Consider the following 13879-nt stretch of genomic DNA (forward strand, 5'->3'; position numbering starts at 1 on the left):
ACCCAGAAATGACTTCGACTTCGCTTCCGCTGTTCTACGAGCAACCCCGTCCCCTGGCCGCCGGCGTGCACGCCAACCTGTCGCTGGCCGGCAATACGGGATTCGCCTACGCCGCCAAGACCAACGCGGTGCCGCTGGTGGCCACCGAACTGCCGACGGCCTGCCGCCACTTCCCCATCGTCTTCACCGACGGCGACCAGCCCACGCCCGTGGCGGTGCTGGGCGTGCGTGGCCAGGAGAACCTGTTCGTGGATGCCGAGGGCCAATGGCGCGCCGGCACCTACATCCCGGCCTATGTCCGCCGCTACCCCTTCATCTTCATGGAGAACGAAGACCGCAGCCAGTTCACGCTGTGCGTGGACGAGAAGGCCGCCTCGGTGGTCGAAGGCCGCGACAACCCGTTCTTCGACGACGCCGGCGAGCCCACCGCCATGGCGCGCAGCGCCCTGGAGTTCTGCCGCGACTACCAGAACCAGCACGCCTACACGCTGGAGTTCGCAAAGGCACTGGCCGAAGCCGACCTGCTGATCGAGAACCGCGCCGACATCACCCTGCCCGGCGGCGAGCGCCTGGCCATGTCGGGCTTCAAGGTGATCGACGAAGCCAAGTTCAACAAGCTGCCCGACGAGACCTTCCTGCGCTGGCGCGCCAACGGCTGGCTGCCGCTGGTCTACTGCCACCTGCTGTCGATCAACACCTGGCCCGCCCTGATCAACCAGATCCAGCCGACCGCCGCCCAGGAAGCCGCCCCCGAGGCGTAATCCTCCCCGCGCGAAGCCAGACCGGCCGTGGCGCCGGTCCGCTTTCCGCGCCGATGGGGCCACCCCCTCGCGTGGCCCCATCGGTGACTGCGGCATCGCCGCAACAGCCGCGCTCAAGCCGTTCCGCCCGGAATCCTTCTTGAGAGTAAAATTCGCGGCGCAATTTTCCAGCACCGGCACCCAGAATCCGATGCGGGCGTTGCCTGGGGGAACCATCCGGCGCGCGGAGCCTTCCGCACGGCCATTCCTCGCTTCTGGAACGCTATGTCACGGCAGTTGCTTGCCCTGGTGCTCGGGCCCTTGCTCGGGCTGTTCATCGTCTGTATCGGCAACGGGTTCATCTCCTCGTTGACCACCCTGCGGCTGGATGCCGCGGGCGTCTCGGCCACCGTCATCGGCATGGTGTCCGCCTCGTATTTCATCGGACTGTCGCTAGGCGCCGTCTTCAACGACCGCCTGATCGTGCGCATCGGCCACATCCGCGCCTACAGCAGCTTCGCCTCGCTGATCGCCGTCACGGTGCTGCTGCAGGGCCTGTATCTCGACCCCACGGCCTGGTTCATCCTGCGCATGATCTGCGGCTGGGCCATCGTGGGCGTGTACCTGGTGGTGGAAAGCTGGCTGCTGCTGGCGGGCGACCAGAAACTGCGCGGCCGCCTGCTGGCGGTCTACATGATCGTGCTGTACGGCTCGGGCATGCTGGGCCAGTTGAAGCTGGGCACCATCGACGGCTGGGGCGGCACCGCTCCCTTCATGGTCGCCGGCATGCTGGCCTCGCTGTCGGTCATGCCCATGGTGATCATTCCGCGTGTGTCGCCGCTGGTCGAACGCATCGAACCGCTGTCGCCGCGCATGCTGTTGCGCATGTCGCCCACCGGCGTGGCCGGCTGCTTCGGCTCGGGCATCGCCATCGCGGCCGTCTACACCCTGCTGCCCCTGTATCTGCAACGCATCGGCATGAGCGTCGAGCAGGTCGGCCAGATGATGGCCGCCACCATCCTGGGCGCCATGGTGCTGCAGTACCCCGTGGGCCGCTGGTCCGACCACCGCGACCGCCGCACCGTGCTGATTGCCCTGGCGGCCTTCTGCCTGGTGCTGTCGCTGGCCATCGTGGCGCTGCCGCCCTCGCCCACCCTGCTGCTGGTGCTGCTGTTCCTGCTGGGCGGCGGCGTCTTCGCGGTCTATCCGGTGGCGGTCAGCCACGCCGCGGACCGCGCCCCGGCGGACGAACTGGTGCGCATGATCCAGGGTCTGCTGCTGATCAACTCCATCGGCTCGGCGGCCAGTCCGCTGGCCATTTCCTGGCTGATGGACCAGGTGGGCGCCAGTGGCCTGTTCCTGTCGTTCGCGGTGCTCAACGTGGCCTTGCTGGCCTCCTTCATCCGCCAGCGCAGCAAGTATGCACCGCCTACCCCCGTGGCGCCGTTCGCCTCGGCCGCGCAGATGACGCCGGTGGGGGTGGAACTGCGGGTGACCGAAGAGATGGTGCAGGGCGCGGTGGAGAACGAGCGGGCGGATGCCCAGCCCGCTTCGGCGGCATAGGCCGTGCGCCATATGGCACGGCGCCCGCTCAGCCCTTCCCGGACGCCGGACGCTCGGCCGCGGCCCTGGAGGGCGGCTTGTTTGCCAGCAGCCCGGCATGCACCGCCGGCCGTGCGGCGATCACATCGAGCCAGCGCCGTACATGCGAATAGGGCGCGATGTCCAGATTCAGCTCGCTCCAGGTTCTCAGCCAGGTGAACGCGGCGATATCGGCGATGCTGTAGTGATCCGAAGCGATGAAGGCGGAATCGGCCAAGCGGGTATCCACCACCTGGTAGAGACGAAGCGACTGTTCCCGATATCGCTGTATTGCCTCGGCATTCCCCGTTTTCGAGGCGTGCAGAAACCACCATAGCTGCCCCAGCATCGGACCGATGCCGCCCACCTGGAAATGCAGCCATTGCTGCACGGCAACGTTCCCGGCTTGCGTCGCGGGCAGCAGACACCCGGTCCTCGACGAAAGATAGGAAAGAATGGCACCGGACTCGAAGACGGTCACGCCGTTCTTCCAGTCCACGATGGCCGGGATCTTGCCGTTGGGATTGATCTTCAGGAAATCCGGCCGATGCTGGTCGCCCCTGTCGAGATCGAGGTCGAACTGTTCATAAACCAGTCCGGCCTCCTTGAGAAAGATGCTGACTTTCTGCCCGTTGGGGGTGTCCGCCGTAAAAAAGGCAAGATCGGTGTCTGGCGCCATATCCATCCTCGGTTGACGAATTGAATTGCAATTGCAATCATTGCATATGCAATCGTAAGGCACGACGCAGAGCCGTGCAATCCAGTCCATCCGCAGAGGTCGATCATGAATCGGGAGCGCCCCTATCCGTCCGCGTCCGCGCCGCAAACCCGGCTGGCGGCCGCTGCATGCCTCGAAAGACTCGCGGTGGAAGATATCGAGCGGGCGTGCCGCGGCGCCACCCCCTATGCCGCCGTCCAGGCCATCGCCCGGCGCCTGGCTCAAGACGAAGCCACCCACGGCAACGTCTGGTTGGTGAAGACCTCTCCAGGAACCTCGACGGCGCAAGCGGCTTCGGCGGGCGAGATTGCCATCGCACCGCGCAACATCAGCGCCTGGCCTCTCTGGTTCCGGCAGGGGCCAGGCCGTTTCGAGGTCCCCTTGCTGTACCTGCTGCGCTGCGAATCCGTAGCCGGCCTGCGCGCGGCGATGTACGAAACCGCCGATCGCGGCATCCTGTGCAACGATGCCGAGACCACCGCGTCTCGTTGGCCGAAAGGCGTCCAGCCCGCCGTTCCCCTCTGGCTGGCCGGCGGCCTGGACGGCGTTCCCTACGACCCCGCATCGGGCCAGGAAGCGCTCGCCATTCTGCGCGCCGCCCTGCAGACACTGTACGTGGACAATAAGCCAGGGTTCTTCTATTTGACCCTGCACGATGACGATGGCAACGTCCCCCGGCCATCGCGAGCCGATGTGCATGATGCGTACAAGGGGATGTATCGGATCACGGCAGCCATCCGGCCGGATGTCCCCGTCATCCGGTTGCTGGGCGCCGGCAAGGCCCTGGGGCAGGTGATCCAGGCCGCGGATCTGCTGCAAGAAGACTGGGGCGCGGCCTGCGAGGTCTGGAGCTGCCCGAGCTATACCCGCCTGGCCCGGGAAGCTTACGAAGTCGAACGCTGGAACATGCTCCACCCGTTATCGGATAAGAAAGCGTCCCACCTCCAGCGTTGCCTTGGGCCGGGGCAGCCCCCTGTGCTCGCCGTCACGGGGTACGGACAGCACGTCGCCGAGCAGATCGGCGGCTTCGTGCCCGCCCGCTTCATTGCCCTGGGGGCGGACTCTCACCGGGCAGCGAACGGTCCTCGTGGTGTCCATTGGATCGTGGCCGCCGCGCTCAAGGCGCTCTGCGATGAGGGCAGCCTGCCCACGCGGCGGGCAGAGGAAGCCTTGAAACGATATGCGCTGGTCTGAAATCCGGCGCCGCCCCGCTCGGGCAAGACAGTCATTGGGCACGCGCCGCCGCGGCGGCCCGATCCAGCGCCCCGGAAAACCTGTCTTGCTCCTCGACGCTGAACTGGTTCAGAAAGACCTCTGCGACCGTGCCTTCATAGACTTTCCACATTTTCCTGCGCAGCGCACGCCCTTCTTTCGTGATCGTCGCAAAGGCGGCCCGGCCGTCCTCGGCCGAGCGCGCACGCTTGACCAGCCCTTCCTGCTCCAGGCGATCGACCAGACGCGTCAGGTTGTAGCGCTCTATCGCAAGCGCGTCGGCGAGCTCGTGCATGCGCCGCGTTCCGTCCGGCCCGCTTTCCAACCCCCAAAGCACGTCGTACCAGGCGTAGGCGGGCAAGCCGGCCGCCCCCAGACGACGCTCCACCTCACGGATCATCAAGCGATGGGCACGCACAAACGAGAACCAGAGATCCGTTCCGCCCTTCGCCATGGCAAGCTCCTCTCGTATTTACTATTGCATTTGCAATTGTAGCGGACTTAGAATGACAGCCCTGAAGATTGCAATTGCAATCAATCGACTGGCTGCCCACGCATCGCCATGCCGATTTGATCCAGATCGGTCGGATTTCACTTTTCCTGGAGCCGTGAGATGCATACGAATGTCGGATTCATCGGTTTGGGGGTGATGGGCACTCCCATGGCGCTCAACCTGGCGCGCAGCGCCATACCATTGACGGTGTGGAGCCGCTCGAACACGCAGTACGACACGCTGCGTGAAGCGGGGGCTGGCGTCGCGGGCAGTCCCGAGGAGTTGGCCTCCAAATGCCAGACCATTCTGCTCATGCTGGCCAACGAAGGCGCGATAGACGACGTTCTCGGCAGGGGAACGCCCCGGTTTGCGGCGCTGGTCGCTGGGCACCTGATCGTGAACATGAGCACGACATCCGCCGAGTACTCGCGGTCGCTGGCCGCGGAGATCGAGGCCCACAATGGAAACTATGTCGAGGCGCCCGTATCGGGATCTCGCAAGCCGGCGGAAACCGGGCAGCTCGTCGTGATGCTGGCGGGCCGGCCGGAACACGTGCAGACCGTGCAAGCCCTGGTCCGGCCCTTGTGTCGGGAAAGCGTGCTCTGCGGCGACGTGCCCAAAGCCTTGACGATGAAGCTCGCGGTCAACCTGTTCCTCATCACCATGGTGACGGGACTGGCCGAAGCGACGCACTTTGCGCAAAGCCACGGTATCCCGCTGGAGCAATATGCGCACGCGCTGAATGCCGGCCCGATGGCAAGCGACGTCTCGCGCGTGAAGATAGGCAAGCTCGCCACGCAGGATTTTTCGGTGCAGGCGGCCATTACCGATGTGTTGAAGAACAGCCGCCTGGTTGCGGAATCCGCGCGGCACATGGGCATCGCATCGCCGCTACTGGATGTCTGCCATGCACTCTATGGCGAAACGGAAGCGCTGGGGCTGGGAACACAGGACATGATCGCAGTCATCCGCGCGCTGGAACGACGCACGGCTGACGGTGCGTCCCCTTCCGAAGCGCCTCATTCCAGATAACTCATCGAGCGGCCCGGTTCCGTCCGGGGAATACCCAATGGCCCGATCGCCGAGGACGCCCGACCCGGGGCGCCGTCCCATTCCCGCGGCGATTGCCGTCGTCATCCGCGCCCAGCACGTCCTGCTGGTCAGGCGTGCCAACCCGCCAGACGCGGGCCGCTGGGGATTCCCTGGAGGGAAGATCGACTTCGGCGAAAGCATCGAGCAGGCGGCGCAGCGCGAACTGCTTGAGGAAACGGGTGTCCGCGGCGAAGCGCGGCAGGTGTTCACGGCGGTCGATGCCTTTGACCACGCCCTGTCTGGCGAGCTTCGCCAGCATTTTCTGCTGGTGGCCGTATTGTGCCGTTACCTGGGCGGCGAACCGGCTGGCGGCGACGATGCGCTGGACGCGCAATGGTTTCCACTCGATGCGCTGGATGCGTCGGATCTGGCGCTCAGCCACGACGTGGCCAGGGTCGCCCGCGAAGGAGCGCGGCTTGCCCGGACGCCAGGGGCGATCACGCCAGGTGGAAGCCGCCCGCCGTGACGGGCGCAGCGCCGCGGTCACGTCAGCCTGGACCTGTCGAGCGGCCCGGCCGGGCGACAGGCCGCCCCCGCCTTCCATCAGGCGGGGAACTGTTCAGTCGACTTTCCGCCAGACAGAGATCGGTACATCCCCATTGGGCCGCGGAACGACGCGATAGCTCAGCTCGCCATTCTTGAGCTCGTAGTTCCGCTTCTGCTGCTGTCCTTCCCAATTGGGAAAGGAGGCGTTTTCGATATGGAAAGCCAGCGTGGCGCTGGCCGGATCGATGCTGACGGTGCCGAAGTGCGTGCTGGAGCCCATGACGGCCGCCTTGTACTCGGCGGGTGTCGCCACGCTCTTGTCGCCGGAGGCAAACCGGGGACGTTCGGCCTTGAAAATCTGCAGCGAGTAATGTCCCTGCGCATCGATGATCAGCATGCCCTTGGGAGCGGCGCCGTAGTCGCGTGTCCGTGAACCATCGGGGTGCAGCACATCCGCGGCGACCAATGTCCAGGTTCCGACCATCGAGGGGTCGACCGTCGCCGCGTCGGCAGGCAAGACCGCCGCCCACGACAGGCTGGTTGAAACAACGGCGCCTAACAGGCCGCGCTTGAGAATTTTCTGGCCATTCATGGACTGCTTTCCTTCTCGTTACTGGGGTGGTGGACAAGGCCGCGTCAAGGCCGTTGCAGGCCGCATCGCGCGATCAGGCGCCGCTGACCGTTTACGTCGCGGTCGAAGCACGCCGGGCCAGCCACGCTCCCCAGAACAGGCTGGCAAAGAAGCGCAGGGGCGCCACGAAACCGGCTTGCCCGAGCAGCGAAATCACCGCCTCTTCCGACTGAGGCGGCTGCGCGCCGTGCAGGATCTTGTTCATCTTGGATTGGACTTCGTCCGGCATCGCCCCATTCATTCGCCACCGAGCGGCCCAGGCCGCCATCAGCAAGGGTTGCGAAGCGTAGGGCCGGTAATTTCCGGCGATGACCAAGGGGGCGCCGGGCCGCAAACGCGCGGCAATCTGCGCCAGGATCTCTTGTTTCGCCTCATCCTCAGGCAGGTGGTGCAGCACGCCGATCATGATCGCGGCGTCGAATGAGGCGCTTGAATCGATCTCCCGCACCGTACCCAGGACGGTCTGCACCCGATCCGGGATACCCGCTGCGTCCAGGTGTGCGCGTGCCAGGTCCAGCATGGGAGGCGATGGATCGACGGCGACGAAAGACCAGGCCGGCTCCAGCCGCGCGGCGGTGATGATTTCACCCGCGGTTCCCCCGGCGCCGACCACCAGGACCCGCGCGGGCTTTCCTTCGCCCAGGGCAGCCGACAGCATGCAGGCGGAGAGTTCATGGCAAGCGTCATAGCCCGCGAGCGCGATCCGGCTCTGGGACGCATATTCCCCTGCGCGGGCAGCATCGAATTTGCGGGCGGAACTCTGCGTCATACGGCCTCTTGCATGGTGTGTTTGCATCTTGGGGCGGCTGGTGCGCCACTGCCCATCATGATAAAAGACTTACGATCAACACATTGAGAATATTCATGATCGAAAGTTCGATAATTGAACCAAAGCATGATCGGCTCGTGGCCTTCCTGAATGCCTTTTCCCTGTGCGCGACGCATTGCGACAGCGTGCAGGAGGCCAATCTCCTCATCGTCGATCTCAAGGGTGAGGGTGAACCGACCCACTTGCTCTATCGGGCCCGATCCGCTGCCACGCTGCCGCAAGGCGCGGTCCTCTGCGCGGCCACGAAAGTGGATTTCGGGGGCAATGCCAATCCGCTCGTCGGCGCCTTGCCTGATGAACTGTGCTTCTCGCTGGCTGACGACTTGCCGCTGCTGGCATTGTCGAAGCTGATCGTGGCGGAAGTGAAAGTGGCCCGCTGCGGCGCGGGTTCGATCCGGGCGCGGTTGTGCGAGGTCATCGTGGTGTTGGCCATCCGCAAGGCGATCGCGGTGGGCACGGTCGATGCCGGGTTGCTGGCGGGGCTTGCCCATCCCAAGCTGCATGTCAGCCTCATTGCGATGCATGACGATCCCGCGCGCAACTGGCGGATCGCGGATCTGATGGCCCTGGCGGACATGTCGCGCGGACAGTTCATCGCAGCCTTCAAGCAGACCGTCGGCCGGTCGCCCGGCGCCTACCTGAACGGATGGCGGCTGGCGCTGGGTCGGGCCAAGCTACTGTCCGGGCGCAGCGTCAAAACGGTGGCCGCGATGGTCGGCTTCGGCAGCCCAGCCGCCTTTTCGCGCGCGTTTTCACGCAAGTATGGTTATCCGCCGATCCAGAGCAAGTCCCGGCATTGATACGCACGCAAGCGGCGTGGCCCGTGCGGCGCGGCTTGCCATCCGGCCGCAACGGCTTGCCTGGCCTGCCGCGCGCAGACGGCTTCTCAGCCTTGGACGGCCGTCAATCGGCGCGCCAGCGCCAGCGCCTCGCCGCCCGTGGCGACGACCTCGTGCGCAATGCCGAAGGCCTTGACGGTGACCCCGGACATGGCCAGGATTTCGGCCCGCCGAACATCGTCCGGCTCGATGCTGATGAGCGCCTTGCAGACGTGGCCCAGCGGTTCCTTGTTGTGCTTGAGCCAGAGGCCACGATGCTTGCGATCTTCGTGGGTCTCATCGGTGCCGAGCTGGTCGTACACCACGACGAACGGCTGGCCATGCCGCAAGAGGGCCTCCATTTCGGTTTCCCACTGAAGCGCATACCCCGGCGTTGCCGCGGCCTGGTTGAAAACCACGAATGGAAACTCGCGGATGTCGTGAACGGTGAAGATAGCGGGATCGAGGCTCATGTCGAGGGACTCCTTGGGACAAAGGGAGGGTGGTCACGGGGCGGCGGGCGTTTGCGCCACGGCAGGCTGGCCGGATGGATCGGAAGCGCCGGCGGAGCGGGCCATCGGCGTGTCCTGCCAGCCCGCGCCCAGCGCCTTGTACAGTGCGATGGCGCCGCGCACTTCGCCTGCCCGGCTCAGTGCCAGCGCGTCGCGGGCCTGATTGGCCGACCGCTGGGCGATGAGCACCGGCAGGTAGGCGCTCAGGCCACCGCGGTAGAGCCGCGTCGCGCGATCCAGCGCCTGCTGGCTGTCGGCGACCGCGGCCATCAGCGATGCTTGCCGCTGGCGTTCGCTGTTCAGTGTGGTCAAGGCGTCTTCCACATCGCGTAGCGCCAGCCGCATGTCACGTTCGTAGGCCAGCCGCGCCGCGGCCGCGCCGGCCTGTTCCACGGCGACGCCAGCTCGCGCCCGGCCGCCGTCGTAGAGCGACTGGCCAGCCTGCACGCCCGCCGACCACGCCAGGCTCGCGCCCGAGAACAGGTCGTGCAGCAGGCTGGCGGTGGTGCCGAGACTCAACGGAATGCTGAAGCGAGGCAGCCGCGCGGCCTGCGCCACGCCGATCCGCGCCGTGGCCGCGGCCAGGCGCCGTTCGTCGGCCTGCAGGTCGGGACGCTGGCGGATCACCTCTGACGGCAATGCCAACGGCAAGGCCGGCGCCACGGGCAGCACAGGCGCGGACTCGGCCAGCGCGGCGCGCCAATCGCCGGGAAATCCGCCGGCCAGCACGCCGATGGCGTGGCTCAGGCGCGCGACCGCGGCCTCCAGCACGGGCGGCTGCGCCTGCGCGGCTTCACGCTCGGCGCGCGCTTGGGCGACTTCGGCTGGCGTGCCCAGGCCGCCCCGCAATGCCCGCTCGGCCAGGCGTTCGCCTTCGCGCAGGTTGCCGATGTTGTCGCGGGCGATGGCCAGGCGCGCCTGCGCCGTGCGCAGCTCGGCGTAGTCGGCCGCGAGCTCGGCCAGCAGACTGACCTGCAGGGCATGGAGGTCATCCGACAAGGCGTCGATACCCGCGTCGGCCGCTTCCACGGCCCGCCGGGTGCCACCGAACACGTCCAACTCCCAGCTCGCGTCGAAGCCCGCGCGCCAGGTGCGGGATTGACCGATCCCCGGCGGCCAGTCCAGGGCCTTGCTGGAACGCAGGGCATCCGCCGCCGCCCCGGCCGAAATGGCCGGTTGAAGGCTGGACGCGATCTGAACGCGCTCGGCGCGCGCCTGCCGCAGCCGCGCCTGGGCGATGCCGAGATCCTGGTTGTTGGCCAGCGCCTGGTCGACCAGGCGATCGAGCATCGGATCGCCGAATGCCCGCCACCATGTCCGCAGGCGCTCACGATCCGCGACCGCAAAACTCCCGTGGGGTTCGGTCCACCGCGCCGGCAGGTCGACCTGGGGCGGATGATAGTCCGGGCCGACCGCCGTGCAGCCCGGCAGGGTCGTCAGGAGCGCGGTGGCCAGCGCGGCCAAGCGGGCGCGGCAAACGGCTGCGCGGCGCAAGCGTGGCAAGAATGGGAATTTCATGACGACGGCCTACAACCAACGGTGCAGCAGCATGGCCAGACGCCCTTCGGGCACGCGCTCCTGTCCCGGCTGGCCGACCCCGATGCTGCACGTCATCCCGGCGGCAAGGACGATGCTCGCGGGCACTTGGTCGATTTCGACCCGGACCGGAATACGCTGGGCCAGGCGTATCCAGCTGAAACTCGGCTCGACGCTGGGCAGGCCTTGGGCATCGGCCATTTCGTTGGCGTTCGTGATGCCGCGTCCGATACTGGCGACATGCCCGTGTATCAGGTCGTCGAATCCCATCAGGCGGATCTGTGCGGGCGCGCCTGGATGGATGCCGTGCAGCTTGGTTTCCTCGAAGTAGCCCGTGATCCAGAAGCTGTGCGCGTCGAGCAAGGCAATATTCGGATGCCCGGCTACCGCGTAGTCGCCTCGGCGCAACCGCAGGTGCGTCACGTATCCATCCACGGGAGCCCGCAAGGTCGTGCGCTCCAGGTCCAGGCGCGCCACGTCCAGCGCCACCCGCGCGCGGCGCTGCTCGGCTTCGGCAATGGCGACGGCCTGAGCGGCGTGATGGATGTCCTCGCGTGGCACCAGGCCATCCATGCCCTGGCGGCGCCGCGCATCGTCCCGCTTCTGGCTCAGCGCGGCCGTGGCCGCCGCCAGTTGCGCCTCGGCCTGGGCCACGGCGAGTTCGAAACGCTCGGGGTCGATGCGATAGAGCACGTCGCCGCGTTTGACGTACTGGTCATCCATCAGCGGCACCTCGATCACGGTGCCGTTTATCTCGGGGGCAATGCCCACGATCTGCGCGCTCACGCGGCCGTCGCGGGTCCAGGGGGCGAGCACGTATGCCCGCCAGAGCGCGGTGACGAGCATCCCCGCCGCGGCGACGGCCAACAGTGTCAGGGCCGCCTTCGCGGCGGGCTTCAAGAGGGAGGAGGCACTAGACATACAGAATCAGAAGCGAAACCAGGCAAAGTGAAAGGGCAAACTCGAACAGTGCGGGATGCCAGACCCAGCGCAGCACGCCGCCGCGCGCGAGCAGGAAACGCAGTCCGAGGAAAAGCGGTAGGGCGATGCAGGCATAGACAAGGAATGGCGGCAGATAGATGCCGGCCACGGCGACTTCACTGAGCATGGGCAGGACCCTGGGTTAGCGGGGAGAAATAGCCGGCGTGGCCTTCCAGCAGCGCGGCAATGTCGATCAGCGTGGCGGCCAGGCGGTGCCGGTCGCCCCCCGGGGCGCCGTCCGTGACGATTCGCCGCAGGCCGAGCGCGGCGCGGCGTGCGTGGCCGGCGGCCTTGAGGGGAGCGTCCGCGCGGCGGGCCATCCGGTCCAGCGCCGTGGTCACCAACGGGCGCATGGCCGATGCGGGCGGTGCTTGCCTGAGCCATTGGCGCAGCCGCAGCAGCTCGCGGCCCAGATGCAAGCTTGCCAGCGCGTCGCCAATCGCATGGTCCATCGTGGCGGGCTGGGCTTTGAGCATGGCGCCGAGCTGTGCCATGCGATGTTGCTGGCGCAGTTGCCACAGGCGGCGGTCGGCCGCGCCCCCGCGCAGGACAGCCAGGGCCTCGTCACGGATGCGGCGGCGCAGCCGCTCGATGTCGCGAACCGGATCGCGCGGCAGGACGATCCTGAATCCCAGCAGCGTCAGCGCGGTGCCGGCGAACCAGGCCAGCGACCAGTTCATGAACCGTGCAAGGTCGTAATGCATCGGATTGTCCGCGGCGACCAGCGTATTGAATCCAACGAGATAGGCGAGCCCCGCCAGGGTGTGCGCGGGAACGCTCGTGGCATAGATGCCGGGCAGCCAGAACAGGGCCAGCACGGCCGACAGCAGCGCCATCCCCTCTATGTGCGGCAGCACGCCGAATGCGCACAGGAACGCCGCGGGGATGGCGTACAGGGTTCCCTTCAAGAACTGAAACGCACCCGCGGCGGGATCGGGCGAGGGAGACAGCAGCGCGCAATAAGGGGCGATGATCAGCACCATGACGTCCCCGGCGGGCCAGCCCGTTGCGATCCAGAGCGCGCCTGCCGAGACCAGCACCAGCATCGCGCGCAAGCCGTTGCGCAGCGCCGCCGCCGTATCCCGGTGAAAGCGCACGGGATGCGCCGCGCCGCGAGGGCTCGGGCGATGCAGCGCGGCGATGCCAGCCAGGGCGGCCAGATAGTCGTCGATCTGCTCGATCAGCCGGTCGCCGGCGATCTGCAATGCGGCCTCTTGCGCGGGGTCGTCCAGGGCCGGCTCGGCAAGGGCCGCAGTCAGCCGCGCGCGGGCCTGGCGCAATTGCGCTATCGCCGGTTCGACTCCTGGCGCGCCGCCCGCCAGTGCCTGCGCCGCATCACGCCATGCGTTTTCCAGCGCCGGCTGCAAGGTGCGCAATGCCCGCGCACTGGCGCCGTGCGCCGGCAACGGCGGCGCGCCGCCGGCCAGCGCGGCGAACAGCGATGCCATCGCATGGCGCACGGCGACGGCGCGTTGCGCCAGGTCGGCCGATTCGGCTTTGCCCAGCGCCAGCAGATCGTCGACGCCATAGATTTCGGCCATGAGCCTGCGCTGTTCCGGCGCAATCCGTGCAGACGTGCCGGCGCCGCCGCTTTCGTTCGATGTCTCGTGCCGTGACGCGATGGCGTTTGCCGTCCCGGCGGCCAGCCGTCCAACGAGTGCTTCGAGCTTGCCCCGCGCACTGCGCCGGCTGAACAGCGCGGACACCAATCCCAGGCAGATGACGCCGATGGCCACGGTGGCCGTCCTGCCCACGGCCTGCTCGAACGTGTGCTCGGGATGCTGCATGGCTCCCAGCGTGGCCAAGCCAATCGTATAGCCCGCCACCGCCGCGCCGTAGGCCCGGAAGTGACGCAGCAGACTCATGGCCGCCACGCAGATTCCGAGCCAAAAACCATCGGCCAGCACGAACAGCCACGGCATCTGCGCGAATGCCGCCATCAGCGCGAGGGCCGCGACCATGCCCGCCAGCGTACCCAGCAACCGCCAGCTGCCCTTGCCGATGACGGCCCCCTGCAAGGGGTTGAGCACGAGCAGAACCGTCGTCGCCGCGGAGTACGGCATCTCCAGCTCAAGCGAATAGGCGACCGTCAGCGCCAGCAGCGCCGCCAGAACCGAGCGCAGGACATAGGCCACGCGCGGCGTGGCGGGATCCAGCCGTGCCAGCCCGCGGGCCAGCGCGGCGATCAGCCGGCCACGGGCCGAAACGGGAGTGCCCGCAGGCACCGGCGAAACTGTCGCGGGACGCACG

15 protein-coding genes are annotated in these 13879 nt (G+C 67.1%); 6 read left to right on the forward strand and 9 right to left on the reverse strand.

The annotated features are described in order from the left end of the window. The first annotated feature begins 8 nt into the window (after nt 1-8). Nucleotides 9-761 carry a SapC family protein gene (locus A6745_RS00500; protein WP_066122269.1) on the forward strand — a complete coding sequence of 251 codons (753 nt, stop codon included), beginning with the start codon at nt 9-11 and terminating at the stop codon, nt 759-761. 264 nt (nt 762-1025) lie between these two features. Continuing rightward, complete coding sequence (locus A6745_RS00505) at nt 1026-2303, forward strand: MFS transporter (RefSeq protein ID WP_066122270.1); 1278 nt, start codon at nt 1026-1028, stop codon at nt 2301-2303. 28 nt (nt 2304-2331) lie between these two features. On the opposite strand, the gene A6745_RS00510 is transcribed toward A6745_RS00505, so the two are convergent. Further along, on the reverse strand, nt 2332-3000 hold the full coding sequence (locus tag A6745_RS00510; protein ID WP_066123633.1) for a glutathione S-transferase family protein: 669 nt from the start codon (nt 2998-3000) through the stop codon (nt 2332-2334). Nucleotides 3001-3105: 105 nt separating this feature from the next. Between A6745_RS00510 and A6745_RS00515 the strand changes: the two genes are divergently transcribed. Next, nucleotides 3106-4233 (forward strand): transketolase-like TK C-terminal-containing protein, encoded by a 1128-nt coding sequence (locus A6745_RS00515; RefSeq protein ID WP_066122271.1) that lies wholly within the window; start codon nt 3106-3108, stop codon nt 4231-4233. 31 nt (nt 4234-4264) lie between these two features. Here A6745_RS00515 and A6745_RS00520 read toward each other — a convergent pair whose 3' ends face one another. After that, nucleotides 4265-4705 carry a MarR family winged helix-turn-helix transcriptional regulator gene (locus A6745_RS00520; protein WP_066122274.1) on the reverse strand — a complete coding sequence of 147 codons (441 nt, stop codon included), beginning with the start codon at nt 4703-4705 and terminating at the stop codon, nt 4265-4267. A gap of 159 nt (nt 4706-4864) precedes the next feature. Between A6745_RS00520 and A6745_RS00525 the strand changes: the two genes are divergently transcribed. Together A6745_RS00525 and A6745_RS00530 are read left to right on the forward strand one after the other, a co-directional pair. Next, nucleotides 4865-5776, forward strand: a complete 912-nt coding sequence (locus tag A6745_RS00525) for an NAD(P)-dependent oxidoreductase (RefSeq protein WP_066122277.1) — start codon at nt 4865-4867, stop codon at nt 5774-5776. A gap of 37 nt (nt 5777-5813) precedes the next feature. After that, on the forward strand, nt 5814-6302 hold the full coding sequence (locus A6745_RS00530; protein ID WP_066122280.1) for an NUDIX hydrolase: 489 nt from the start codon (nt 5814-5816) through the stop codon (nt 6300-6302). A 93-nt stretch (nt 6303-6395) separates the two neighbouring features. On the opposite strand, the gene A6745_RS00535 is transcribed toward A6745_RS00530, so the two are convergent. Beyond that, nucleotides 6396-6914 carry a lipocalin-like domain-containing protein gene (locus A6745_RS00535; RefSeq protein ID WP_066122282.1) on the reverse strand — a complete coding sequence of 173 codons (519 nt, stop codon included), beginning with the start codon at nt 6912-6914 and terminating at the stop codon, nt 6396-6398. Nucleotides 6915-7005: 91 nt separating this feature from the next. Next, nucleotides 7006-7722: a class I SAM-dependent methyltransferase gene (locus A6745_RS00540; RefSeq protein WP_066122285.1), complete on the reverse strand. Its 717-nt coding sequence runs from the start codon at nt 7720-7722 to the stop codon at nt 7006-7008. 95 nt (nt 7723-7817) lie between these two features. Here A6745_RS00540 and A6745_RS00545 point away from each other — a divergent pair, with 95 nt between their 5' ends. Then, nucleotides 7818-8582, forward strand: a complete 765-nt coding sequence (locus A6745_RS00545) for an AraC family transcriptional regulator (protein ID WP_066122288.1) — start codon at nt 7818-7820, stop codon at nt 8580-8582. A gap of 86 nt (nt 8583-8668) precedes the next feature. On the opposite strand, the gene A6745_RS00550 is transcribed toward A6745_RS00545, so the two are convergent. Genes A6745_RS00550 through A6745_RS00570 form a run of 5 tightly spaced genes read right to left on the reverse strand, consistent with a single transcriptional unit; the run spans nt 8669 to nt 13878 of the window. Beyond that, the gene (locus A6745_RS00550) at nt 8669-9073 is read right to left on the reverse strand and encodes a hypothetical protein (protein WP_066122291.1); all 405 of its coding nucleotides are present in this window, start codon (nt 9071-9073) and stop codon (nt 8669-8671) included. 33 nt (nt 9074-9106) lie between these two features. Continuing rightward, nucleotides 9107-10630 (reverse strand): efflux transporter outer membrane subunit, encoded by a 1524-nt coding sequence (locus A6745_RS00555; protein WP_066122294.1) that lies wholly within the window; start codon nt 10628-10630, stop codon nt 9107-9109. A gap of 9 nt (nt 10631-10639) precedes the next feature. Further along, the gene (locus A6745_RS00560; protein ID WP_066122296.1) at nt 10640-11569 is read right to left on the reverse strand and encodes an efflux RND transporter periplasmic adaptor subunit; all 930 of its coding nucleotides are present in this window, start codon (nt 11567-11569) and stop codon (nt 10640-10642) included. Beyond that, nucleotides 11562-11756 (reverse strand): DUF1656 domain-containing protein, encoded by a 195-nt coding sequence (locus tag A6745_RS00565; RefSeq protein ID WP_066122300.1) that lies wholly within the window; start codon nt 11754-11756, stop codon nt 11562-11564. The genes A6745_RS00560 and A6745_RS00565 overlap by 8 nt, the downstream gene beginning before the upstream one ends. Beyond that, complete coding sequence (locus A6745_RS00570; protein WP_231885865.1) at nt 11746-13878, reverse strand: FUSC family protein; 2133 nt, start codon at nt 13876-13878, stop codon at nt 11746-11748. The genes A6745_RS00565 and A6745_RS00570 overlap by 11 nt, the downstream gene beginning before the upstream one ends. Nucleotide 13879: the final 1 nt, after the last annotated feature.

The sequence above is a fragment of the Bordetella ansorpii genome, from assembly GCF_900078705.1.
GTDB classification, from domain to species: Bacteria; Pseudomonadota; Gammaproteobacteria; order Burkholderiales; family Burkholderiaceae_B; genus Bordetella; species Bordetella ansorpii_A.